Raw genomic sequence first — 22,456 nt, 5'->3', positions numbered from 1 at the left:
TGACGTGACGAGCATGCGTGGCAAGCGGGCGGTGGTGTTGGGTGGGGCCGGATTCGTGGGCTCGCATCTGTGTGAGCGGCTGCTGGACGACGGCGCGGAGTCCGTCCTCGCGGTGGACAACCTCATCACGGGCAATGAGGCGAACGTCCGCACGCTCAAGCCGCGCGCGGGCTTCCAGTTCGTGAACCAGGACATCACCGAGGGCCTGGAGGTGGATGGGCCGGTGGACTTCGTCCTCAACCTGGCCTCGCCCGCGTCGCCCATCGACTACGCGAACCTCCCCATCGAAACGCTGCGCGTGGGCTCCATCGGCACGGAGAACGCGCTGAAGCTGGCGGAGAAGAAGAAGGCCGTGTTCCTCATGGCCTCCACGTCGGAAGTGTACGGCGACCCGCTGGTGCACCCCCAGAAGGAGGATTACTGGGGCAACGTGAATCCCATTGGCCCGCGCTCTGTGTACGACGAGGCCAAGCGCTACTCGGAGGCCATCAGCGCCGCGTACGAGCGCAGCCGCGGCGTGAACGTCCGCATCGTGCGCATCTTCAACACGTACGGCCCGCGCATGCGCCTCAACGACGGCCGCGTGGTGCCCGCCTTCGTGGGCCAGGCGCTCAAGGGCGAGGACTTCAGCGTCTTCGGGGACGGCAGCCAGACGCGCTCGTTCTGCTACGTGAAGGACCTGGTGGACGGCCTGGTGCGGCTCGCGCTGTCGGACGTCCGGGGCCCGGTGAACATCGGCAACCCGCGCGAGATGACCATCAAGCAGTTCGCGGAGGCCGTGCGCGAAGCGGCCGGTGGGGGTAGGCAGATCGTCTACCACCCGCTGCCCAAGGATGATCCGAAGCAGCGTCAGCCGGACATCACCCGCGCGCGCACGCTGCTGGGGTGGGAGCCCAAGGTGAAGTTGGAAGATGGTCTGCGGGACACCATCGCCTACTTCCGTGAGGTTGCCGCTCGCCCCTCTGGGACTTAGGTTGGCCGCGCGCGAGTGAACGCGAGGTAGTCGGCCCGGCCCTCGTGGCGGCCGGGCCTGGGGAGAACGGCGTGAAAGTCCTGGTAACGGGCGGCGCGGGCTTCATCGGCTCGCACGTGTGCGATGAGTTCCTGCGCAATGGCCACGAGGTCATCGCGCTGGACAACCTGTCGAGCGGCAAGAAGGAGAACCTGGATCCGCGCGTACGGCTGGCCGTGCACGACATCCGGAGCCCGGAAGCCGCGGAGCTCATCCGCACGGAGAAGCCCCAGGTGCTCTGTCACCTGGCCGCCCAGATGGACGTGCGCCGCAGCGTGGAGGACCCCGGCTTCGACGCGGACGTGAACATCCGCGGCATGACGAACCTGCTGGAGGCCGCGCGCCAGTCCGGCGTGAAGAAGGTCATCTTCAGCTCCACCGGCGGCGCCATCTACGGCGAGCAGGACTACTTCCCCGCCCGGGAAGACCACCCCCAGCGGCCGGTGTCGCCCTACGGCGTCTCCAAGGCGGCGGGCGAGCTGTACCTGGGCTACTACCGCGCGCAGTACGGCCTGCCGTACGTCGCCCTGCGGTACGCCAACGTGTACGGCCCCCGGCAGAACCCGCACGGCGAGGCCGGCGTGGTGGCCATCTTCAGCCAGCGCGTCATCGCGGGGCAGGGCTGCACCATCTACGGCGAGGGCAAGCAGACGCGTGACTTCGTCTTCGGTCCGGACGTGGCCCGCGCCAACTACCTGGCCTTCCAGAGCGACTACGTGGGCGCCGCGAACATCGGCACCGGCGTGGAGACGGACATCAACCGGCTCTACGAGCTCATCGCGGAGGCCGGCGGCAGCTCGCTGAAGGCCGCGCACGCGCCGGGCAAGCCGGGCGAGCAGCTGCGCTCCTGCATCGACGCGGCGCACGCGAAGAAGGTGCTGGGCTGGGAGCCGTCCGTGCAGCTGGCGGAGGGCCTGCGCCACACGCTCCAGTTCTTCCGTGACCAGGCCGCGGGTCCCGTCCGCGTCCGGGGCTGAGTCCGGGCCGTCGTCGCGCCGCTCAAGTCCCCCCGGCCTGGATGCCGGGGGGAATGCGGGGCGTCAGGCGGGTGGAGTGCCCGGCGGGCAGGTGTGCGCCGGTCGTGGATTTTCAGGCGGTTCGGTGTTACCTACGCCCGCTTCGCGACCGACGAGCGCCCTGACCATGCCGGCTGAAAACGCGCACATCCGCAACTTCTGCATCATCGCCCACATCGACCATGGAAAGTCGACGCTGGCCGACCGCCTCCTGGAGAAGACAGGCACGCTGACCAAGCGTGAGGCGCAGGCCCAGTTCCTCGACAACATGGACATCGAGCGAGAGCGGGGCATCACCATCAAGGCCCAGTCCGTGCGGATGACGTACACCGCCAAGGACGGCCAGAACTACGTCCTCAACCTCATCGACACGCCGGGACACGTGGACTTCGCCTACGAGGTGAGCCGCAGCCTCGCCGCGTGCGAGGGCGCGCTGCTCGTCGTGGACGCGACGCAGGGCGTGGAGGCGCAGACGCTCGCCAACGTCTACATGGCGTTGGAACACGAGCTGGAGATCATCCCGGTCATCAACAAGATCGACCTGCCCTCCGCGGACGTGGAGCGCACGCGCGGGGAGATTGAAGACGTCATCGGCATCGACGCGTCCGTCGCGGTGCCGGCCTCCGCGAAGGAGGGCATCGGCATCCACGACATCCTGGAGTCGGTGGTCAAGCGCGTGCCGCCGCCCACGGGTTCGCCGTCCGCGCCGCTCAAGGCGCTCATCTTCGACTCCTGGTACGACAACTACCGGGGCGTGGTGACGCTGGTGCGCGTGCTGGAAGGCACGCTGAAGCTGAAGCAGAAGATCAAGATGTTCAGCAACAACAAGGTCTTCGAGGTGCAGGAGCTGGGCGTGTTCAGCCCCTTCTCGCGCCCGGTGACGCAGCTCATGGCGGGCGAGGTGGGTGTCCTCGTCGCCAACGTGAAGGAGCTGCAGGACGCGAAGGTCGGCGACACCGTGACGGAGGAGGCGCGGCCCACCGAGCAGCCCTTCCCGGGCTTCAAGGAAGTCAAGCCGATGGTGTTCTCCGGCATCTTCCCGGTGGACTCGTCCGACTACGAGAACCTGCGCGACGCGCTGGCGAAGCTCACGCTCAATGACTCCGCCTTCACCTACGAGCCGGAGTCGTCCACGGCGCTGGGGTTCGGCTTCCGCTGCGGCTACCTGGGCCTGCTCCACATGGAGATCGTCCAGGAGCGCCTGGAGCGCGAGTACAACCTCAACCTGATCACCACGGCGCCGTCGGTGGTCTACCGCATCACCACCACCAAGGATGAAGTGCTCCTGGTGGACAACCCGGCGAAGCTGCCGCCGACGCAGAACATCACCAAGTTCGAGGAGCCCATCCTCACCTGTCACATCCACGTGCCCAACGAGCACCTGGGCGCCATCCTGAAGCTGTGCCAGGACCGGCGTGGCGTGCAGAAGGACATGAAGTACCTGGGCTCCAGCGGCACCCGCGTGCAGGTGACGTACGAGATGCCCATGGCGGAAGTCGTCTTCGACTTCTTCGACCGGCTGAAGAGCGTGTCGCGCGGGTACGCGAGCCTGGACTACGAGCTGTCCTCCTACGCGGAAGCGGACCTCGCGAAGCTGGACATCCTCATCAACGGGGAGCCGGTGGATGCGCTCTCCGTCATCGTGCACCGCGAGCGCGCGTACCTGCGCGGCCGCGAGGTCTGCGAGAAGCTCAAGGAAGTGATTCCCAAGCAGATGTACGAGGTGGCCATCCAGGCCGCCATCGGCGCGAAGATCATCTCCCGCGAGACGATCTCCGCCATGCGCAAGAACGTCCTTGCCAAGTGCTACGGCGGCGACATCAGCCGCAAGCGCAAGCTCCTGGAGAAGCAGAAGGAGGGCAAGAAGCGCATGAAGCAGGTGGGCACGGTGGAGATTCCGCAGGAAGCCTTCCTCGCGGTCCTCAAGACGGAGCAGTAAGCCCTATGAGCACGGCCAGTCCTTCCATGAAGCTGGGAGCGGCCATGGCCGCGCGCCGCACTCCGGAGCAGCTCAAGGCCCGCCGCCAGCTGATGTGGCGCGAGCTGCTCACCAGCCTCTGGGCTCCGCTGTGCGGTGTGGGCCTGGCGTTCATCCCCTACGTCACGCTGATTGAGATGGCGCCCGGCACCGCGTCCTGGGCCCAGCCGCTGATCAAGGGCTTCGGCCTGCTGATGGTGCTGGCCTTCGTGGGCCTGCTGGTGTGGCGCAACGCCTCCCGGAAGGAATCGCTGCTGCGCACGTTGCGCCACGAGGCGCACGAGCTCATCTCCGAGGACGAGCGCATCCTCGCGCGCCTGGGGACGAAGGTGTCCCCGGCCGTGGCGGAGCGCATCACCGAGCAGGCCCTGCGCGTGGAGTCCGCGTCCGTGGCGGCCAACGCGGAGCTGCTGCGCACGGAGACGCAGGCGCTGGAGAAGCTCACCCAGGAGCACCTGGGCGCGTACCGCAAGCAGTCCGTGTGGGACTTCCTGGGCGGCTTCGGCAAGGCGCTGCTCATCGCGGTGATCATCCGCACGGTGCTGATCGAGCCGTACCGCATCCCGTCCGGCTCCATGCTGCCCACGCTGCAGATTGGCGATCAGGTCTTCGTGAACAAGTTCATCTACGGGGTGCGCATCCCGTACACGAACTTCGTCCCGTTCCGCATCGTGCGGGAGCCCATGCGCGGGGACGTCATCGTCTTCAACAACCCGGTGGACGAGTCCAAGGACTTCATCAAGCGCGTCATCGGCATCCCCGGCGACACGGTGGAGATCGTCGACGGGGTGGTGCGCATCAACGGCGAGCCGCAGCCGCGCACGCTGGTGACGCCGGACTACGTGGTGCACAACCAGGACGACCTGACGGGCCGCTGGTTCGACCAGGAAGAGGTGCTCTACCGCGAGAACCTGGGCGGCGTGGTGCACTCGTCACTCCAGCACCCCATGCGCCTGCCGGGCCGCGAGCACGAGGGCCCCTACACGGTGCCCGCCAACAGCGTCTTCGTGATGGGCGACAACCGGGACAACAGCGCGGACAGCCGCTACAACCTGGGCGGCCCGGGCGGCGCCGAGGTCGCCTACGTGCCGTACGGCCACATCAAGGGCAAGGCCATGGTCGTCTGGCTGTCGCTCGGTTGGGGTGGCCTGCTGGGCAATCTGTTCGGCGGCACGGGCCTGAGGGTCGACCGCTTCTTCGAACCGGTGCGCTGACGGACGCTGGACGGGTCGCCGCCACGCGCCGTGCTTGACGCAACGTGCGGCGCGCGGTACGCGGCGGCCCCGGCCCATGAGACATCTTCTCGGAATCGCAGGCTGGCGGCGGGACGAGCTGGAAGCACTGCTCGACCGCGCCCAGGCTCACCTGCCCGGCGGACCGGATGCCTCGCACGTTCTGCGGGGCCGCGTCGTGGCGAACCTCTTCTTCGAGGACTCCACCCGGACGCGCTCCTCCTTCGAGGTGGCCGCGCGGAAGCTGGGCGCGGACGTCCTCAACTGGAGCTACGCGGGCTCCTCCGTGTCCAAGGGGGAGACGCTCCTGGACACCGCGCGCAACATCGAAGCCATGGGGCCGGCGGTCATCGTCATCCGCCACCGCTCCTCCGGCGCGCCGGGGCTCGTGGCCCGCCACGTGAAGTGCGCGGTGGTCAACGCGGGCGACGGCGCGCATGAGCACCCGTCCCAGGCCCTGCTGGACGCCTTCACCCTGCGCCAGCGCTGGGGCCGCCTGGACGGGCGCACGGTGCTGATTGTCGGTGACGTGCTGCACAGCCGCGTGGCGCGCTCCAACCTCTTGTGCCTGAAGGCGCTGGGGGCCCGGGTCGTGCTCTGCGGACCGCCCACCCTCCTGCCGCCAGGGCTGGAGGAGATGGGCGGAGAGGTGACGCATCAGCTGGACGCCGTGCTGCCCCAGGCGGACGCGGTGATGTGCCTGAGGCTGCAGACGGAGCGCATGTCGGAAGCCTTCCTGCCGTCCCAGCGGGAGTACTCGCGGCTGTTCGGTATCACGCCCGCCCGCGCGGAGCGGATGAGGCCGGAAGCCCTCGTGCTGCACCCGGGCCCCATCAACCGCGGCGTGGAGTTGTCGCCGGTGGTGGCGGACGGGCCTCGCAGCGTCATCCTGGAGCAGGTGGCCAACGGCGTCGCGGTGCGCCGGGCCGTCCTGGAGGCGTGCGCATCATGACCACGGTGCTCTTCCAGCGGGCGCGCGTCATCGACCCGCGCAATGGCGTGGACGGCGTTCGTGACGTCCTCGTGACGGACGGCCGGGTGGCCCAGGTGTCAGAAGGCCCGCTGCCCGCGCCCAAGGACGCGCGGGTGGTGGACGCCACCGACAAGTGGCTGGTGCCGGGCTTCATCGACCTGCACGTGCACCTGCGCGAGCCGGGAGAAGAGGGCAAGGAGACGGTCCTCACCGGCTGCCGCGCGGCGGTGGCGGGCGGCTTCACCGGCGTGGTGGCCATGCCCAACACCAAGGTGGTGAACGACAGCGCGCTCGTCACGGAGCTGGTGCTGTCGCGCGCCCGGGACGCGGACCTGTGCCACGTGTATCCGGCTGGCGCCATCACCAAGGGGCTCAAGGGCGAGGAGCTGTCGGAGGCAGGCGAGCTGATTGGCGCCGGCTGCGTGGCCCTCACCGACGACGGCCGCCCGGTGATGAACGCGAGCCTGATGCGCCGGGTGCTCCAGTACGCCACCCAGTTCGACGTGCCGGTGATGGTGCACGAGGAGGACCTCACCCTGTCCGCCGGCGGCGCCATGCACGAGGGCGCCACGTCCACGCGGCTGGGCCTGCGCGGGATTCCGTCCTCCGCGGAGGTGGCCATGGTGGCGCGCGACCTGGTGCTCCTGGAGGAGACGAAGGGGCGGCTGCACGTGGCGCACGTGTCCTGTGAGGGCAGCGTGCGGCTCATCCGCGAGGCGAAGAAGCGCGGCCTGCGCGTCACCTGCGAGGTGGCGCCGCACCACTTCACCCTGGATGACCGGGCGGTGGGGGATTACGACACCCACGCGAAGATGGCGCCGCCCCTCCGGAGTGACGTGGACGTGAAGGCGCTGCGCGAGGCGCTGGTGGACGGCACGGTGGACGCCATCGCCACGGACCACGCGCCGCACGGCGTGTCCGACAAGCTGGTGGAGTTCGAGAAGGGCATCAACGGCATCGTCGGGCTGGAGACGGCCCTGGGGCTCACGCTGGCGCTGGTGCACGAGGGCGTGCTCACCCCGCGCCGGGCGGTGGAGCTCCTGTCGGACGGGCCGGCGAGGGTATTCAGCCTGCCGGGCGGTCACCTGGCGCCTGGTGCCCCGGCGGACATCACTCTTTTGTCCCCTTCGGAGGAGTGGACGGTGGATGCCCACCGGTTCTATTCCCGCAGTCGCAACACGCCCTTCCACGGGCGCACGCTGAAGGGTCGCGTGACGCAGACGTGGGTGGGCGGCCGGTGTGTGTTCGAGGACGGTCAGCTCAAGGAGTCGCGGTGATGACGAAGCGGGCGGTGCTCGCACTGGCGGATGGCACCACGTTCGAGGGACGCGCCTTTGGCGCTTCCGGCGAGACGGTGGGCGAAGTGGTCTTCAACACGTCCATGTACGGCTACCAGGAGATCCTCACGGATCCCTCGTACGTGGGGCAGATCGTCACCATGGCGTACCCGGAGATGGGCAACATCGGGGCGAACGCGGCGGACGAGGAGGCGGGACTGCCGCACGCGGTGGGCATGGTGGTGCGCTCGCTGACGAAGACGCCCTCCAACTGGCGCTCGCAGGAGACGCTGGACGCGTACCTCGCGCGCCACGGCCGCGTGGGCATTGAAGGCGTGGACACCCGCCGGCTGGTGCGCCACCTGCGCACGCACGGCGCGCAGACGGGCATCATCTCCACGGAGAACGTGACCGCCGCCGCCCTGTCCGAGCGCGCGCGCACCGCCGTGGGCATGGAGGGCCTGGACCTGGCCACGGGCGTGTCCTGCAAGGAGCCCTACCTCTTCACCACGCCGTCGCCGGACGTGTTCCTGGCCACCGGTGACAAGCGCCCGGAGCCGGAGCTGAAGTTCGACGTCGTCGCGTACGACTACGGCCTCAAGCGCTCCATGCTCCAGTACCTGGTGGACGTGGGCTGCCGCGTGACGGTGGTGCCCTCCCACTTCACGGCGGAGCAGGTGCTGGCGAAGAAGCCGCACGGCGTCTTCCTGGCCAACGGCCCGGGCGACCCGGCCGCGGTGAAGGGCGCGGACCGCACGGTGGCGGCGCTGCTGGGCAAGGTGCCGGTGTTCGGCATCTGCCTGGGGCACCAGATCATGGCGCTGGCCCTGGGCGGCCGGACGTACAAGATGAAGTTCGGCCACCGCGGCGGCAACCAGCCCGTGAAGGACCTCACGACGGGCAAGGTGGAGATCACCGCGCAGAACCACGGCTTCGCGGTGGACGACGCCAGCCTCAAGGGCAAGGCCGTCGTCACGCACATCAACCTGAATGACGGCACGGTGGAGGGCCTGGCCGTTCCGGACGCGCGGGCCTTCAGCGTGCAGTACCACCCCGAGGCTTCGCCCGGCCCTCACGACGCGCGCTACCTGTTCAGCCGCTTCGCGACGCTGATGGCGGGTTCGTAGGAAGAGGCACGCACCGGCCATGGACACCGCGCTGACCCCGATGTCGTACCAGCCCTACCTGGACCAGCTCATCGCCTTCGGCAGCTCGGAGGCGCGCAAGCCGGACCTCCTGGAGGCCAAGGCGGAGTACTTCCGTCTCACCGGAGAAGTCTTCGAGGACGACAAGCTCTTCGAGCTGCGGATGGCGTCGTTCCTGGACTACTACCTCTACGACCGCGTCTCGCCGCTCACGGGCAAGACGCCGGCCGCGGAGCTGTACGAGCAGCGCCTGCAGTCCGCGCCGCCCGAGGAGGCCAACGCCTTCCGCAGCTTCACGGAGACGGTCCACGGCCTCTTCGAGGTGCGCAAGCTGGCCAAGGGCATGGTGCGCCTGCGCGAGCTCTTCTCCGGCAAGGACTTCGACGTGACGGAGCGCCGCCACATCGCGGGCCTGGAGACGGGGGACGTGCTGGAGGCGCGACTGGTGCCCTTCGGCGGCCACCTGCTGTTCTCCTCCGCCTTCTGCTACCACCCGGCGCTGGCCCTCAAGTCCATCAAGGCCGAGGTGAAGCGCCGCAAGAAGAAGGAGCCGGAGCGCCCCGCCAAGGACCTGGTGTGGGAGTGCGCCCGCCGGGCCCTCAACGTGGAGCGCTACCGCCAGCTGTCGGTGGAGAAGATCTACGACTTCGAGCAGAAGGTCCTGTAGGCCTGCTGCCCGGAAGCCTCCACCGCGGGCTCTTTCAGATGCGGTGGATGCTCATCATGTTGGTGTTGCCCGGCACGTTGAGCGGCACGCCGGCCACCAGGATGAAGGGCGCGCCCGGTTCGCAGAAGCGCAGCTCCTGGCAGAGCCGGCGCACCTGCTTGAGCATGGCCTCCGTGGTGCTGACGCGCTTCACCAGGTGGCCCGTCACGCCCCAGTACAGCGCCATCCGGTTCACCGTGTCCGCGTTGGGCGTCAGGCCGAGGATGCGCGCGCCGGGACGGAACTCGGAGATGAGCCGCGCGGAGTGGCCGCTCTCCGTGTACGCGATGATGGTCCCGATGTTCAGCTGCCGGGACGCGGCCACCGCCGCCGCGGCGACGCCGGTGCCCAGGTCCTCGGAGCGCTCGAAGGGGGAGTGGGGCAGGGTGATGACGCCGGTGCGCTCCGTCTCCTCCACGATGCGCGCCATGGTGGCCACCGCGTCCACGGGGTAGCGGCCCGCGGCCGTTTCCCCGGAGAGCATCACCGCGTCCGCGCCGTCGAGGATGGCGTTGGCCACGTCCGACACCTCCGCGCGCGTGGGCCGGGCGTTGAGCACCATGCTCTCCAGCATCTCCGTGGCGACGATGACGATGCCGCCCATGCGGTTGACCTCCCGCACGGTGCGCTTCTGGATGGCCGGCAGCTGCTCCAGCGGCATCTCCACGCCCAGGTCGCCGCGGGCCACCATCACCCCGTCCGACTCCGCGGCGATGGACTCCAGGTTCTCCACCGCCTGGGGCTTTTCAATCTTGGAGATGATGGGCGTCTTGCCCTTCGCCACCAGCGTCCGCGCCTGGCGCACGTCCTGGGCGGAGCGCACGAAGGACAGCGCCACGTAGTCCACGCCCACCTCCTGGCCGAACGCCAGGTCCACCTTGTCCTTCTCCGTCAGCGTGGGCACCGACATGGCGGTACCGGGCAGGTTGAGCCCCTTGTGGTCCTTGAGCAGCCCGCCCACCTCCACGCGGCAGGACACATCCTGGCCGCTCACCTTCAGCACGCGCAGGCGCACCCGGCCGTCGTCCAGGAGCACCTCGTGGCCCTTCTCCACGTCCCGGGGCAGCGTGCGCACCGGGGTGGGGATGACTTTCCCCTGGCCCAGCACCGCGCGCGTCGTCACCGTCACCGTGTCGCCGGCCGCCACCATCAGCTGGCCGCCCTCGAAGCGCCCCAGGCGCACCTTGGGGCCCTGCACGTCCTGGAGGATGGCCACCGGCACGCCCAGCTTCTTCGACACCGCGCGGATGCGCTGGACGCGCTGGCGGTGCTCGTCGTGCGTTCCGTGGGAGAAGTTGAGCCGGGCCACGTTCATGCCCGCCTTCACCAGCCCCTCGATGACTTCCTTGGAGTCCGAAGCCGGACCCAGCGTGCAGATGATCTTCGCCTTGCGCATAAGGCGGCCCATCCTAGCGCCACGGGGTGGGCGTCTTGACAGGCTTGCGCCCGAAGGGCTAACTCTTCGCTTCACGCGCTGGACGGAAAGTTACCGCAGGCCGGCGTACGTCATTCGTGGCTCTCAGACGCTTGAGACGAAGAAAGCCCGGCTACCCTGGGAGGGGGGGCCGGGCTTTTTTCGTTCCAGGTTCCAGGCAGGCCTTTTCGCGGACGCCTACAGGTCGATCTCCTGGCCCTTGCCCATGGGCTCCATCAGCGGGCGCGTGGAGTGGTCCATGCCGATGTCCTCCGAGTGAGGCTTCGGGTTGCCGGCGCTGGGGCCCATGGGAGGCGGCGGGGGCAGGGGACCCATGTCCTCTTCACCCAGGCCGCCGCTGCCGCCCACGCCCAGGTCCTGCTGCTTCTGGAGGGCTTCAATCTCCGAGCGGGTGATGCCCGCCATGGTCAGCACCTTGCGCGTCACGCGGATGCGGGCCTGGCTGTGCATGGCCATGGCGATGGAGTCCGAAGGGCGCGCGTCCAGCGCCAGCTCCTTCTTGCCCTGCTGGAGGAAGACGCGGCCGGAGTAGACGTTGTCGCGCAGGTCGTCGATGCGGACCTCGGTCACCTTGCCGCCCAGCTTGTTCACCACGTCGTCCAGCAGGTCCTGCGACAAGGGCTGCGGGGGCGGACGCTCCGCGAGGCGGAAGGCGATGGAGACCGCCGCGCCCTCGTCCACGAAGAGGGGCAGCACCGTCTCCCCGTCCTTGGTGGTCAGCACGACGGCGTGCGTCTGCGCCTCCATCAAGGGCACCACGTCCTTCACTTCCAGCTCCACCAGCTCCGAGCAGGCCTTGGGGTCGCTGCCCTTCTCCGTGATGCAGGGCCTCTCTTTGCCTGCCGCCGCTGAGTCTGCGGCGGCGTTGGCGCCGGGGATCCCGAACGCGGGGAGGAACAACGCTCCCCCCAGCGCCAGCACCACAGCCGTGAACGGAGCGACGAAGAAGTTGGCGCGGTTGGACGTTTTCACATCCCTAAGCTACGCACCTCCCCCTTCACCGGGAGGGCACCGCCCCCACGCCGTCGCGAGCAGCCCCCGGGCCCTGGCCCACCCGGTTGGAGGGCGGGCGGGCAGCCGGGAACAAGGGGCGCCAGGCGACTAGCGGTCGCCGTCCTCGGGCTCTTCGTCGTCGTAGTCCTCGTCGTCCTCGGACTCTTCGTCGTCCTCGTCCTCGTCCTCGTCGTCATCCTCGTCGTCGTCGGACTCTTCCTCGTCTTCGTCCTCGTCGTCGAGTTCGTCCTCGAGCTCCTCGGCTTCGAGCGTCATCGTCACCGCGAACTTCTTGCTCAGGATGGCGATCTGCGCGCGCATCTCCGTGAGCGCGGCGACGAAGTCCTCGGAGAGGTTGGCGGGCGCCTTCGCGTCGCAGTGGGGGCAGACAATCTTCTCCGTCCCCTCGATGAGGTCCTGGGCTTCCAACTCGAAGCTGGCCTCGCACTTCTGACAGGTGAAGTCGATGCTCATGGTCGGGCGCGGCATACAAAGCTGGTGAACATGCTGTCAACGCCTGAGACGCGGGGACGTGGAACGGGCGGGGAGCTTCCACTACGTTTCGCCAGATGGACCTGCCCAAGACGATGCTGCATGCGCTCCATGACCAGGCCGCGCGGCTGGAACACCGCCCGGCGCTCTGGTCTCGCCATGGAGGCGCCTATGTCCCCACCTCGTGGTTCGACTATGCCCAGCGCGTCAAGCGCTTCGCCCTGGGGCTGCACGCGCTGGGGTTTCAGGAAGGCGACCCGCTGGGCATCCTGAGCTTCAACCGCGAGGCGTGGCACGTCGCGGACCTGGGGGCCATGTCCCTGGGCGGCATCCCGGTGGGGCTCTACACCACCAGCAGTGTGGACCAGCTCGTCTACATCCTGGGCCACTGCGAGGCGCGCTTCCTCCTGGTGGAGAACGCGAAGCACCTGGCCACCGGCCTGGAGGTCCAGAAGCGGCTGCCCGCGCTCCAGCACCTCATCGTGATGGACGCGCCCACGCCGCTGCCCGAAGGCGTGCTGCGCTACGCGGACGTGCTGGCCTCTGGCGCGAAGGCGGATGAAGCCCCCTACTGGGACGGCGTCCACGCGCTCCACCCGGACGCGTTGGCCACGCTCATCTACACGTCCGGTACCACCGGCCAACCCAAGGGCGTGGCGCTCAGCCACCGCAACCTCGCCTGGACGTCGAAGCAGCTGGGCGACACCATGGGCTTCCATGACATGGAGGACGAGCGGCTGGTGTCGTACCTGCCGCTGTCCCACATCGCGGAGCAGATCGTCTCCCTGCACAGCCCGCTGCTCATGGGCACGCAGGTGTACTTCGCGGACTCGCTGGACGCCCTGGGCAAGAACCTCACGGAGGTGCGCCCCACCGTCTTCTTCGCGGTGCCGCGCGTCTGGGAGAAGTTCAAGACGAAGGCGGAGGAGGGCCTGGCCGCGCAGCCACCCCTGAAGCGCCGGCTGGTGGAGTGGGCCCGCGCCACGGCGCTGGAGCGCAACACGCGCGTCCTGAGCCAGGAGCGCGTCCCGTCGTTCATGGAGGCCAAGTTCGCGCTGGCCCAGCGGCTGGTGTTCGAGCCGTTGAAGACGCGCATCGGCCTGGAGAAGGCGAAGCTGTTCTCCACCTCCGCGGCGCCCATTGGCCGGGACGTGCTGGACTTCTTCGCCTCCATCGACGTCGTCCTGCTGGAGGTCTGGGGCATGACGGAGGTGTCCGGTCCCGCCACGGTGAGCACCGCCGAGTGCGCCCGGATGGGCACGGTGGGCCGCCCCATGCTGGGCGTGGAGGTGCGCATCGCACAGGACGGGGAGATCCTCGTCCAGGGCGGCAACGTGTGCCTGGGCTACCACCGCAACCCGGAGGCCACGCAGGAGCTGCTGGCGGACGGGTGGCTGCACACGGGCGACGTGGGGCAGCTGGATTCCGAGGGCTTCCTGCGCATCACCGGGCGCAAGAAGGAGATCATCGTCACCTCCGGCGGCAAGAAGACGTCGCCCGCCAATATCGAAGAGCTGCTCAAGGGCGTGTCCCCCGTGGGGCACGCGCTGGTGGTGGGGGACCGGCGCAACTACCTGGTGGCGCTGGTGACGCTGGATCCGGACCGGGTGCGGAAGCTGGCGCGGGAGAAGGGCTGGCCGGAGGACGTGGCCACGCTGGTGAAGGACGCGCGCCTCCAGCAGCACCTGTACGAGGCCTTCGAGCGGGACGTGAACCCGAAGCTGTCGCGCTTCGAGACCATCAAGCGCTTCCGCGTGCTGCCGGGGGAGTTCTCCATCGACGGTGGCGAGCTCACGCCCAGCATGAAGATGCGCCGCAAGGTGGTGGAGCAGAAGTACGCGGACGCCATCGAAGCGCTCTACAACGAGCCAGGCGCGCCTGGCGTCGCCCACGGCTAGGCAAAGCGAAAGGGGCGGGGGACTCAAGCTTCGAGTCCCGCGCCCCTTCGTGCTTCAGTGGCTGCTACCGCCCGCGGTGACTACTTGCCGCCGGGGGTGCGCTTGTCCTGGGCCACGTAGTCGCGGCGCGCGGCGCCGGTGAAGACCTGACGGGGACGGGCGATCTTCTGCTCGTTGTCCGTCACCATCTCCTCCCACTGCGCGCACCAGCCCACCGTGCGGGGGATGGCGAACAGGACGGGGAACATCTCCGCCTGGAAGCCCATCGCCTCGTAGATGAGGCCCGAGTAGAAGTCGACGTTCGGGTACAGCTTGCGCTTCACGAAGTACTCGTCCTCGAGCGCGATGCGCTCCAGTTCGAGCGCGATCTCCAGCAGCGGGTTCTTGCCCGTCACGTCGAAGACCTCGTCCGCCACGCGCTTGATGACCTTCGCGCGCGGGTCGTAGGACTTGTAGACGCGGTGGCCGAAGCCCATCAGCTTCTTCTCGCCCTCGCCGCCCTTCACCTGCTTGATGAACTCCGGGATGTTGGACTTGCTGCCAATCTCGCGGAGCATGCGGAGCACCGCCTCGTTGGCGCCGCCGTGCAGCGGGCCGTAGAGCGCGCCCACGCCCGCGGCGACCGCGGAGTAGGGGTCCACCTGCGAGGAGCCCACCGTGCGCACGGACGTGGTGGAGCAGTTCTGCTCGTGGTCCGCGTGCAGGATGAAGAGCACGTCCAGCGCCTTCTCCAGCGTGGGGTGCACCTTGAAGGCGCTCGTGCCAATGCGCTTGATCATCGCCAGGAAGTTGGCGACGTAGGACAGGTCGTTGTCCGGGTAGACGAACGGCAGGCCCATGGCGTGGCGGTACGAGAACGCGGCCAGGGTGGGCATCTTCGCGATGAGGCGCGTGATCTGGATCTCACGGCTGCGCGCGTCCTTGATGTTCTTCGCGTCCGGGTAGAACGCGGACAGCGCCGCCACCGTGGAGCCCAGCATGGCCATGGGGTGCGCGTCGTAGCGGAACCCGTCGATGAAGGACTTGATGTTCTCGTGCACCAGCGTGTGGTGGGTCACGTTGAACGTGAAGTTCTCCAGCTCCTTCTGCGTGGGCAGCTCGCCCTTCAGCAGCAGGTAGGCCACCTCCAGGAAGGAGGACTTCTCCGCGAGCTGCTCGATGGGGTACCCGCGGTACTCGAGGATGCCCTTGTCGCCGTCGATGAAGGTGATGGCGCTCTTACAGTTCGCCGTGTTCAGGAACGCGGGGTCGTAACCCATCAGACCGAAGTCATCGCTGCCGGTCTTGATCTGGCGCAGGTCGGGGGTGCGGATACAGCCGTTCTCGATCGGGATCTCGTACGTCTTCCCGGTCCGATTGTCGGTGACGGTCAGCGTGTCCTTGGGCATGGGCGGAGATTTCACAGGGCGGCGGACGCTTTCAACAAAAAAGATCGATAAGTCTTAGAGGCGAAGTTTCCGGTCCGCGCGCCCGCTCAGGAATAGCGGACGCCGACCCGCGCGAGCTGCCGCCAGAATCCGGGGAAGCTCTTCTCCACGCACTCCGGCCCCGTCAGATCCAGAGGCACCCCGGACAGCACACACAGGGTGGCCGCTGACATCGCCAGGCGGTGGTCACCCCGGCTGTCCATGGCGAAGCGCGTGGGCTTCACCTTGGGCGGGAGGATTCGCAGCGTCTCACTGTCGGCTCCGGCCGACAGTTCCGTGGTGCCGCCGTAGGCCGCCACCAACGTGCGGATGCCCTCCAGCCGGTCGCTCTCCTTGACCCGCAGGATGCCCACGTCGCTGAGCGTGGTGGGCCGGGGCAGCACGCACGCGAGCGCCGCCAGCGTGGGCAGCAGGTCCGGGCACTCCTTGCCGGTCGCGCGCAGCTCGCCCGTGGCTTCACCCTCGACGCGCCAGGTGTTGGGCGCGCCCGACGGGAGCATCTTCAGACCCACTTCAGCGGCCAGCCGGAGGATCGCCTGGTCCGGGTGGGCGCTCTGGGGCTCCGCGCGCTCCACCGTGCCGCCCGTGCGCCAGGCGATGAGCACCAGGTAACCCAATGAAGACCAGTCGCCCGGCAGTGATGGGACGGATTCGGGCGCCTGATAACCCGTGACGGAATAGTGTCCTTCGGACTGTTCCACGGTGAAGCCGAAGCGGCGCAGCCACGCCACCGTGAGGTCCATGTAGCCAGCGCTGGTGAGCGCGCCTTCAATCTCCACGCTCCACGCGCGCTTCTCCCGGAGGAAGCGCTCGGCGCAGCCCAGCAGCAGGCTGGAGGCGTACTGGCTGCTCTGCGCACCCGGCACGCGGAACACCGGCGCGACCTTCGTGGTGTCCTGGGGCGCGTGCAGCTCCACCGGCCACGGGGTGCCTTCGGTGAGCGTCAGACCCGTGGGGCCCAGGGCCTGCTTCAACGACGTGAAGAGCGGGCCGTGCGGGCGCTCACCCAGGCGGGGCGTGCCGGTGAAGCGTACGCGCACGTCGGGAGTCACCGCGGCCTGCGTGACGAGGATGCGGAAGGGGGCGCCGCCGTCCGCGCAGTCCACGTCGCGCACGGGGCCTGGGGGAAGGCGCAGGGCCTCCACGCCCCGGCGCAGCACGCGCACGTCGGCGGGAAGGTCCTCGTCCGATTCCGCCTGCACCGACGGCAGCGGCCAGGCGCCGGTGAGGTGTCCCAACACCAGGGCTCGCTGGGCGTCCGACTTCGACACGGGCGGGGTGAGCGGTGAGGCGCTCAAGGCGCTCGGGTCGACGGTGAGACGGCTCGGCGAGGCGTGGCTCAAGGGCGGGCTCCACGGGTCCAGGCGGGCCACAGGGCCCGCCACGTCTTCGGCATCACATCCACGACTTCGGAGGCGCCCACGGCGGTGAGCAGCACCATGCGCAGCTCGCCGTTGGCACCGGCCTTCTTGTCTGCGTCCAGGAGCGCGACCACGTCCTTCAGCGGCGCGCGCCGGGCAATCTCCGCGGCGCGGTCGCGGCCGAGCACGCCCGGGCCTCGGGCCAGCGCGCGCTCCACCTCGTGCGCCACGGGCTCCGGGGTGATGCCCAGGTGCCGGCCCACGTCCAGGGCCCAGAGGATGCCCAGGCCCACCGCGTCGCCGTGCGACAGCTTGAAGCGGGACAGGCTCTCCAGCACGTGACCGAAGGTGTGGCCGAAGTTGAGCACGCGGCGCAGGCCCTGGTGCTCGTACGGGTCCTTCGCGCAGATGCCTTCCTTCAGGCCGCGCGCGTCCTTCACCAGCTTCTCCAGCTTCGGCGGCGTGCGCACGTAGCGCTTGAAGAGGGACGCATCCAGCGACGCGACCATCTTCCACGCCTCCATGGAGCCCTCGCGCACCTGCGCGTCGGACAGCGTGGCGTACAGCTCCGGGCACAGCCACGTCTCATCCGCGTAGTGGAAGACGCCCGCGGGGTTCTTCACCACGCGGCCGCGCACGACGAGGTCCACCGCGCCCTTGCCGCCCAGGCTGCTGTCCACCGCCGCGAGCAGCGTGGTGGGCACCTGCAACAGCCGCACGCCGCGCTTGAGCAGGTGCGCGGCCACGGTGGCCACGTCGCCCACGGTGCCACCGCCCACGGCGACGAGCGTGCCGGAGCGCGGCAGCGTGATGCCGCCCGCGAGCACCTTCTGGAGCGAGATGAGGCTCTTGGCGCGCTCACCGCCGAGCAGCTGGATGATGGCGCGCGGCTTGCGGGCCTCCAGCGCGGGGATGAGCGTGGGGTGGAAGCGCGCGACGGTGCGGTCCACCACGGCGACACTGCCCTCGGGCAGCTTCGCGGCGAGCTTGGTGAAGGAACCCCAACGGTCGTTCGGGGGGCGGTAGGAACCGGGAGGAAGCGAGCTCATGCGGAGTGGGGGCGGGCGTTGAGTTGCTGGACGAGGTCGGCGATGACGAGCGACACCATGGCCTCCAGCACCGGGACGGCGCGGGGCATGATGCACGGGTCGTGACGGCCGCCCTTGGCGTGATCCGCCAGCGTCGCGGGCGGCTTGAAGAAGGCGCGCACCTGCATGGGCTCACCGTTGGCGAGCCCACCCTGGATGCCACCGTACGCGTCCTTCACGGCGTGGAACTTCGTGCCGGGCTGGCCGAGGCGCTGGATCAGATCCGGCGGGCCCCACACGACACCGGTGACGGCGCCAATGCTGCCCAGCGCCTGCGCGATGAGCGCCTTCAGCTTGCCGAAGATGGGCTCGCCCAGACCGACGGGCAGGCCCTCCACGCGCACGTCGATGGAGCCGCCCAGGCTGTCCCCGGCCTCCTTCGCGGCGAGGATCTGGCGGGCCATCTCCTCGCGCACGGCGGCGTCAGGGCAGCGGGTGGGGTGCGCGTCCACCATGGCGCGCGTGAGTCCCGGCGACGGAACGGGGGCGACCAGCTCACCCACCTGGGAGACGTAGGCCACGGTGCTGATGGAGGGCAGGTCGCGCGCGAGGTACGCCTCCGCGATGGCGCCCCCGATGACGCGGCAGAGCGTCTCACGTCCGCTGGTGCGGCCGCCGCCCCGGTGGTCGCGGTGCTTGTAGCGCTCCCTCCACACGGCGTCCGCGTGGCCCGGCCGGTCCACGCTGGCCAGCTGGTTGTAGTCCTGCGAGCGCTGGTTCGCGTTGCGCACGATGGCCGCGATGGGCGTGCCCAGCGTCTTGTCCTCGAAGACGCCGGAGAGGATTTCGACGGTGTCGGGCTCGTTGCGCGGGGTCACCAGGGCGGACTGACCGGGACGCCGGCGGTCCAGGGCCGCCTGGATCATCTCGCGCGTGAGAGGAACGCCCGCGGGGCAGCCGTCGATGACGGAGCCCAGCGCGGGACCGTGGCTTTCGCCGAACGTGGTCAACCGGAAGAGGGTGCCAAAGGTATTCATGTCGCCGTTTCCCAGAGTTGTCGCTGCCGCCGGGCCTGGGCGACAAACCACGCCGCACCTAGCAGGAGAGGGGTGCCCCCGCGGCGAACGATCTCCGCGGCGACGCGCCGGCCGGGCGCACCGTATGCGATCACCGCCACGCGTGCCCCCTGGAATCTCAGGTTTTCGGGGGCGGCCACGCGGTCCGGCCAAGTCCAGACCCAATCCCCGGACAGCGGTGCTTGAATCTCCGCGCGCTTGACGACCCGCAGGGCGAGTCCTTGTTCAGCGGACACCAGCCGCAGGGCCTGCGTGGACCCGCCGTCACCCAGCACCGCCACGTCCTTCGTGCCCAGGCGCTCCAGCACGGCGCGCGCGCCTTCCGTGTCGGTGTTGAAGGACTCCCACCGAGAGCCCCGGCGCACCAGCGTGTTGATGGCGTCCAGCTGCGAGCCCGTGTGCTTCGCGAGCCGCATCTTGAACGGGCTCGTCACGGCGAAGCCCGCGTAGTGCGGCAAGAGCGCGTCCACCACCGCCTCCACCGGCGCGTCCTCGGCCAGGTCGATGCGGTCGAACGGCTGACGGTGGATGCGTGGCGAGCGCGAGTGCGGAATGGCCGTGCCCAGGATGCCCAGGCGCAACGAGTGCGGATCCTTCGCCTTGCGGTGCTCGCGAACCACGTCGTCCAGGAGGCGCTGTCCCGGTGCCGCCATCCACGGGCCGCCCATGGCCACGTACTCCAGGCCGTTTCTGCGCGAGAGCACCGCGCGCGCCGGGATGGCGACCGGCCCCATGCCCAGCACGGTGACGCGCTCGGCGCCGAAGCGCTGCGACAGCGCGGCCTGCGTCTTCAGCAGCACGTCCAGGTGCGCGGGCCCGTCCATGGGCTCCACGTGTTTCACCAGCGCGTCCGGCGGAATGGGACGGGACCAGCGCTTGAGCGCCTCAGTCGTCGTCAGCGGCCCTTCCGCGTGGTGCGACGCGAGCAGCTTCCCCGGCGGCGCGTCCATGTCCTGCGCGCGCTCCACGTCTCGGTCCACGCGCCACGCGGCCTGGACCCACGGCGCGGGCACCGGCTTGCCCCGCTCGGAGACGAGCAGCGGCATCACGCGGGCGAGGGCGTCCGGATCGATGTCGCCGGGCGCGTGCAGGTCGGTCCGCACCTCGATGACGTCCGCGCCACGCTTGAGGCCGTCGCGCGCGAACGCAACGGCGTCCGCGCCGGTGAGGGTGGGGGGCAGGGTGATGATGCGCCGGGTGGCCATCACGCGGGCTCCTGGGCAAGACAGCCCCGGAGGAAGTCCGCCAGGGAGATGGTGGGGACGCGGGCGTGCATCGCCTCGCGTTCATGGAACAGCGAGTGGAGCTCTTCCTCCAGCGACACATCCGTGCGCAGCCGCGGGCGCGTGGTGTCCGCCATCAGCCGCTCGCGGTACGTGTCGAAGGTGACGGGGACGACGAGCGTGAAGTGTCCCGCGAGCACTTCCGGATGGTGCGACAGGAAGCCGCCGCCCACCGCCACCACGCTGCCCGAGGGCAACAGGCCCAGCGTCTCGCGCTCGGCGGCGCGGAAGGTGGTGGGGGACTCCGCGACCCAGGAGCGGAGCGGGCGCCCATGCCGGCGCTCCAGCTCCGCGTCCAGGTCCAGGCCAGAACGCCCGAGCAGCTTCGAGACGAGCGGCAACAGTCGCGTCTTGCCGGCCGCGCGGTGTCCCGCGATGACGACGGTCTGTGCGCCCGCGGGGCGAGGGCAGGGCCCCGGGGACGAAAGGGCCCCCTGGAGCACCTGCTGGAGTCTGGGATCTACCGACGCGACGACTTGCGAGACAAGGAGGCGCCGGGCCTCAACGGACGGTTCCGACATAGACGTAGGCGGTTCCAAACAGCAGGGGGTGGGCGGCGCGCTCGGAGTAGGCGCCGGCCTGGTCCATCAGGGAGAGGAAGCGATCGCCAGCGGGGAAGGCCGCGGCGGTGCGGGGCAGGTACTGGTACGCCGCGCGGTTGCCCGTCAGCAGGCCGCCAATCGCCGGCATCACCGTCTTGCTGTAGAAGCGGAACAGCGCGCCGTACGGGCCCGTGGGCTGGCCGAACTCCAGCACCACCACGCGGCCTCCGGGGCGCACCACGCGCGCCATCTCCTGGAGGCACTTCACCGGATCATCCACGTTGCGGATGCCGAAGGAGATGGACGCCACGTCGAAGCTGTTGTCCGGAAGGGTGAGCGCCATGGCGTCCTGCACCTGGAACTCCACGTCCAGGCCCGCCTTGGCCGCCTTGGCCGGCGCGCTCTCCAGCATCTCCGGGCAGAAGTCCGTGCCCACCACGCGGCCCGTGGAGCCCACCTTGCGCTTGAACGACAGCGCCAGGTCGCCCGTGCCGGTGGCGCAGTCGAGCACCTGACTGCCTTCCTTCGCGCCACTGAGCTTCACCGCCGTGCGCCGCCACAGCCGGTGGATGCCGAAGGAGAGGACTTCGTTCGTCACGTCGTAGCGCGTGGCGATGGAGGAGAACATCTGACGGACTTCGGTGCTCATCGCGCCCCCGCGATCTGTGCCGGCCCCGCCGGCGTCCAAAGGTGACGGTCCACCGCGGCGAGCACGCCCGGCAGCCGTTGCATCAACGTAGCGAAATCCCCGGGCGACATCGCCTGCTGCCCGTCGCACAATGCCTGCTCCGGCCGGGGGTGGACTTCAATCAACAATCCATCCGCCCCGCAGGCCGCGGCAGCCAGCGACATGGGAGTGATAAGCGACGGGATGCCCGTCGCATGCGAAGGATCCACGATGACCGGCAGGTGCGTGCGCTCCTTCGCCCACGCCACCGCGGCCAGGTCCAGCGTGTTGCGCATCGCGGTCTCGAAGGTGCGGATGCCGCGCTCGCAGAGCATCACCTGTTCGTTGCCGCCCGCGAGGATGTACTCGGCGGCGTTGAGCCACTCCTGCACCGTGGCGGACAGCCCGCGCTTGAGCAGCACCGGCTTGCGCAGCTTCCCCAGCGCGCGCAGCAGCCCGAAGTTCTGCATGTTCCGCGCGCCCACCTGGAGGATGTCCGCGTGCTGCGCCATGAGGGGCAGTTGCTCGGTCTCCATCACCTCGCTGATGATGGGCAGTCCGTGGCGCCGTCCGGCGTCCACCAGCAGCTTCAGCCCCGGCTCCCCCATGCCCTGGAACGCGTACGGACTGGTGCGCGGCTTGAACACGCCTCCGCGCAGCAGGTGCGCCCCCGCCTGCGCCACCGCGCGGGCCGCCAGTTCCAGCTGCTCCGTGCCCTCCACCGCGCACGGCCCCGCCATCACCACGAAGCCGGGCCCGCCCACCTCCACGGTCCCCACCTGGACGCGCGTGCCTGCTGGACGCGCTGCGCGAAGGACGCGGTGTGCACCCGGGTCACGCCGCCCGGCTGGGTCGTCTGGTTGCTGGCCTCCCACGGCGGCTCCCTCGCTGGAGTTACTGGAATTCGGATTCCAT

General features: G+C 69.4%; 20 protein-coding genes. 9 read left to right on the top strand and 11 right to left on the bottom strand.

The window, feature by feature from the left end; all coding sequences use genetic code 11:
• Positions 1-13 precede the first annotated feature (13 nt).
• The 8 genes from D7Y15_RS03425 to D7Y15_RS03390 all read left to right on the top strand — a co-directional run bounded on the left by D7Y15_RS03425 (position 14) and on the right by D7Y15_RS03390 (position 9,300).
• The gene (locus D7Y15_RS03425; protein WP_121751681.1) at positions 14-973 is read left to right on the top strand and encodes a UDP-glucuronic acid decarboxylase family protein; all 960 of its coding nucleotides are present in this window, start codon (positions 14-16) and stop codon (positions 971-973) included.
• Positions 974-1,044: 71 nt separating this feature from the next.
• Complete coding sequence (locus D7Y15_RS03420) at positions 1,045-1,989, top strand: NAD-dependent epimerase/dehydratase family protein (RefSeq protein ID WP_120576541.1); 945 nt, start codon at positions 1,045-1,047, stop codon at positions 1,987-1,989.
• A 166-nt stretch (positions 1,990-2,155) separates the two neighbouring features.
• Entirely contained in the window at positions 2,156-3,967 is a 1,812-nt protein-coding gene (gene lepA / locus D7Y15_RS03415; RefSeq protein WP_120576542.1) for a translation elongation factor 4, read from the top strand.
• Positions 3,968-3,972: 5 nt separating this feature from the next.
• Positions 3,973-5,220 (top strand): signal peptidase I, encoded by a 1,248-nt coding sequence (gene lepB / locus D7Y15_RS03410; protein WP_120576543.1) that lies wholly within the window; start codon positions 3,973-3,975, stop codon positions 5,218-5,220.
• Between the two features lie 76 nt (positions 5,221-5,296).
• Positions 5,297-6,190, top strand: a complete 894-nt coding sequence (locus tag D7Y15_RS03405; protein WP_120576544.1) for an aspartate carbamoyltransferase catalytic subunit — start codon at positions 5,297-5,299, stop codon at positions 6,188-6,190.
• Positions 6,187-7,488, top strand: coding sequence for a dihydroorotase (locus D7Y15_RS03400; protein WP_172812891.1), 1,302 nt, complete (start codon positions 6,187-6,189; stop codon positions 7,486-7,488). Before D7Y15_RS03405 ends, D7Y15_RS03400 begins: the two co-directional genes overlap by 4 nt.
• The gene (carA, locus tag D7Y15_RS03395; RefSeq protein ID WP_120576545.1) at positions 7,488-8,615 is read left to right on the top strand and encodes a glutamine-hydrolyzing carbamoyl-phosphate synthase small subunit; all 1,128 of its coding nucleotides are present in this window, start codon (positions 7,488-7,490) and stop codon (positions 8,613-8,615) included. Before D7Y15_RS03400 ends, carA begins: the two co-directional genes overlap by 1 nt.
• 19 nt (positions 8,616-8,634) lie before the next feature.
• Positions 8,635-9,300, top strand: a complete 666-nt coding sequence (locus D7Y15_RS03390; protein ID WP_120576546.1) for a hypothetical protein — start codon at positions 8,635-8,637, stop codon at positions 9,298-9,300.
• A gap of 34 nt (positions 9,301-9,334) precedes the next feature.
• On the opposite strand, the gene pyk is transcribed toward D7Y15_RS03390, so the two are convergent.
• From pyk to D7Y15_RS03375, 3 genes are all read right to left on the bottom strand, one after another.
• Positions 9,335-10,735 carry a pyruvate kinase gene (gene pyk, locus D7Y15_RS03385; RefSeq protein WP_121751680.1) on the bottom strand — a complete coding sequence of 467 codons (1,401 nt, stop codon included), beginning with the start codon at positions 10,733-10,735 and terminating at the stop codon, positions 9,335-9,337.
• Between the two features lie 216 nt (positions 10,736-10,951).
• Positions 10,952-11,746 carry a bifunctional nuclease family protein gene (locus D7Y15_RS03380; protein WP_169820390.1) on the bottom strand — a complete coding sequence of 265 codons (795 nt, stop codon included), beginning with the start codon at positions 11,744-11,746 and terminating at the stop codon, positions 10,952-10,954.
• A 129-nt stretch (positions 11,747-11,875) separates the two neighbouring features.
• Positions 11,876-12,241 carry a hypothetical protein gene (locus D7Y15_RS03375; RefSeq protein WP_172810996.1) on the bottom strand — a complete coding sequence of 122 codons (366 nt, stop codon included), beginning with the start codon at positions 12,239-12,241 and terminating at the stop codon, positions 11,876-11,878.
• Between the two features lie 95 nt (positions 12,242-12,336).
• Between D7Y15_RS03375 and D7Y15_RS03370 the strand changes: the two genes are divergently transcribed.
• Positions 12,337-14,157 carry a long-chain fatty acid--CoA ligase gene (locus D7Y15_RS03370; RefSeq protein WP_169820391.1) on the top strand — a complete coding sequence of 607 codons (1,821 nt, stop codon included), beginning with the start codon at positions 12,337-12,339 and terminating at the stop codon, positions 14,155-14,157.
• Between the two features lie 80 nt (positions 14,158-14,237).
• Here D7Y15_RS03370 and D7Y15_RS03365 read toward each other — a convergent pair whose 3' ends face one another.
• The 8 genes from D7Y15_RS03365 to aroF all read right to left on the bottom strand — a co-directional run bounded on the left by D7Y15_RS03365 (position 14,238) and on the right by aroF (position 22,416).
• On the bottom strand, positions 14,238-15,545 hold the full coding sequence (locus tag D7Y15_RS03365; RefSeq protein WP_120576549.1) for a citrate synthase: 1,308 nt from the start codon (positions 15,543-15,545) through the stop codon (positions 14,238-14,240).
• 86 nt (positions 15,546-15,631) lie between these two features.
• Complete coding sequence (locus D7Y15_RS03360; RefSeq protein ID WP_121751703.1) at positions 15,632-16,927, bottom strand: 3-phosphoshikimate 1-carboxyvinyltransferase; 1,296 nt, start codon at positions 16,925-16,927, stop codon at positions 15,632-15,634.
• A complete protein-coding gene (locus tag D7Y15_RS03355) occupies positions 16,924-17,994 on the bottom strand; it encodes a 3-dehydroquinate synthase family protein (RefSeq protein ID WP_121751679.1) in 1,071 nt (356 codons plus the stop codon). The genes D7Y15_RS03360 and D7Y15_RS03355 overlap by 4 nt, the downstream gene beginning before the upstream one ends.
• On the bottom strand, positions 17,991-19,010 hold the full coding sequence (gene aroC / locus D7Y15_RS03350; protein ID WP_120576551.1) for a chorismate synthase: 1,020 nt from the start codon (positions 19,008-19,010) through the stop codon (positions 17,991-17,993). The genes D7Y15_RS03355 and aroC overlap by 4 nt, the downstream gene beginning before the upstream one ends.
• Complete coding sequence (locus D7Y15_RS03345) at positions 19,007-20,257, bottom strand: shikimate dehydrogenase (protein ID WP_121751678.1); 1,251 nt, start codon at positions 20,255-20,257, stop codon at positions 19,007-19,009. Before D7Y15_RS03345 ends, aroC begins: the two co-directional genes overlap by 4 nt.
• Complete coding sequence (locus D7Y15_RS03340) at positions 20,254-20,775, bottom strand: shikimate kinase (protein ID WP_255430327.1); 522 nt, start codon at positions 20,773-20,775, stop codon at positions 20,254-20,256. The genes D7Y15_RS03345 and D7Y15_RS03340 overlap by 4 nt, the downstream gene beginning before the upstream one ends.
• A 58-nt stretch (positions 20,776-20,833) precedes the next feature.
• Positions 20,834-21,523 carry a bifunctional demethylmenaquinone methyltransferase/2-methoxy-6-polyprenyl-1,4-benzoquinol methylase UbiE gene (ubiE, locus tag D7Y15_RS03335; RefSeq protein ID WP_121751676.1) on the bottom strand — a complete coding sequence of 230 codons (690 nt, stop codon included), beginning with the start codon at positions 21,521-21,523 and terminating at the stop codon, positions 20,834-20,836.
• Positions 21,520-22,416, bottom strand: a complete 897-nt coding sequence (gene aroF, locus D7Y15_RS03330) for a 3-deoxy-7-phosphoheptulonate synthase (protein WP_120576555.1) — start codon at positions 22,414-22,416, stop codon at positions 21,520-21,522. Before aroF ends, ubiE begins: the two co-directional genes overlap by 4 nt.
• Between the last annotated feature and the right edge of the window lie 40 nt (positions 22,417-22,456).

Origin of the sequence: Corallococcus sp. AB030 (assembly GCF_003668965.1) — a bacterium.
Taxonomy (GTDB): Bacteria; Myxococcota; Myxococcia; order Myxococcales; family Myxococcaceae; genus Corallococcus; species Corallococcus exiguus.
The sequence above is the reverse complement of the archived record's forward strand: the minus strand, read 5'-3'. Positions and strand labels throughout refer to the sequence as shown.

Coding starts and splice junctions, on each gene's coding strand:
- D7Y15_RS03425 (WP_121751681.1), top strand. CDS start 14: ATGCGTGGCAAGCGGGCGGTGGTGTTGGGTGGGGCCGGATTCGTGGGC.
- lepA (WP_120576542.1), top strand. CDS start 2,156: ATGCCGGCTGAAAACGCGCACATCCGCAACTTCTGCATCATCGCCCAC.
- lepB (WP_120576543.1), top strand. CDS start 3,973: ATGAGCACGGCCAGTCCTTCCATGAAGCTGGGAGCGGCCATGGCCGCG.
- D7Y15_RS03405 (WP_120576544.1), top strand. CDS start 5,297: ATGAGACATCTTCTCGGAATCGCAGGCTGGCGGCGGGACGAGCTGGAA.
- D7Y15_RS03400 (WP_172812891.1), top strand. CDS start 6,187: ATGACCACGGTGCTCTTCCAGCGGGCGCGCGTCATCGACCCGCGCAAT.
- carA (WP_120576545.1), top strand. CDS start 7,488: ATGACGAAGCGGGCGGTGCTCGCACTGGCGGATGGCACCACGTTCGAG.
- D7Y15_RS03390 (WP_120576546.1), top strand. CDS start 8,635: ATGGACACCGCGCTGACCCCGATGTCGTACCAGCCCTACCTGGACCAG.
- pyk (WP_121751680.1), bottom strand. CDS start 10,735: ATGCGCAAGGCGAAGATCATCTGCACGCTGGGTCCGGCTTCGGACTCC.
- D7Y15_RS03375 (WP_172810996.1), bottom strand. CDS start 12,241: ATGAGCATCGACTTCACCTGTCAGAAGTGCGAGGCCAGCTTCGAGTTG.
- D7Y15_RS03370 (WP_169820391.1), top strand. CDS start 12,337: ATGGACCTGCCCAAGACGATGCTGCATGCGCTCCATGACCAGGCCGCG.
- D7Y15_RS03365 (WP_120576549.1), bottom strand. CDS start 15,545: ATGCCCAAGGACACGCTGACCGTCACCGACAATCGGACCGGGAAGACG.
- D7Y15_RS03355 (WP_121751679.1), bottom strand. CDS start 17,994: ATGAGCTCGCTTCCTCCCGGTTCCTACCGCCCCCCGAACGACCGTTGG.
- aroC (WP_120576551.1), bottom strand. CDS start 19,010: ATGAATACCTTTGGCACCCTCTTCCGGTTGACCACGTTCGGCGAAAGC.
- ubiE (WP_121751676.1), bottom strand. CDS start 21,523: ATGAGCACCGAAGTCCGTCAGATGTTCTCCTCCATCGCCACGCGCTAC.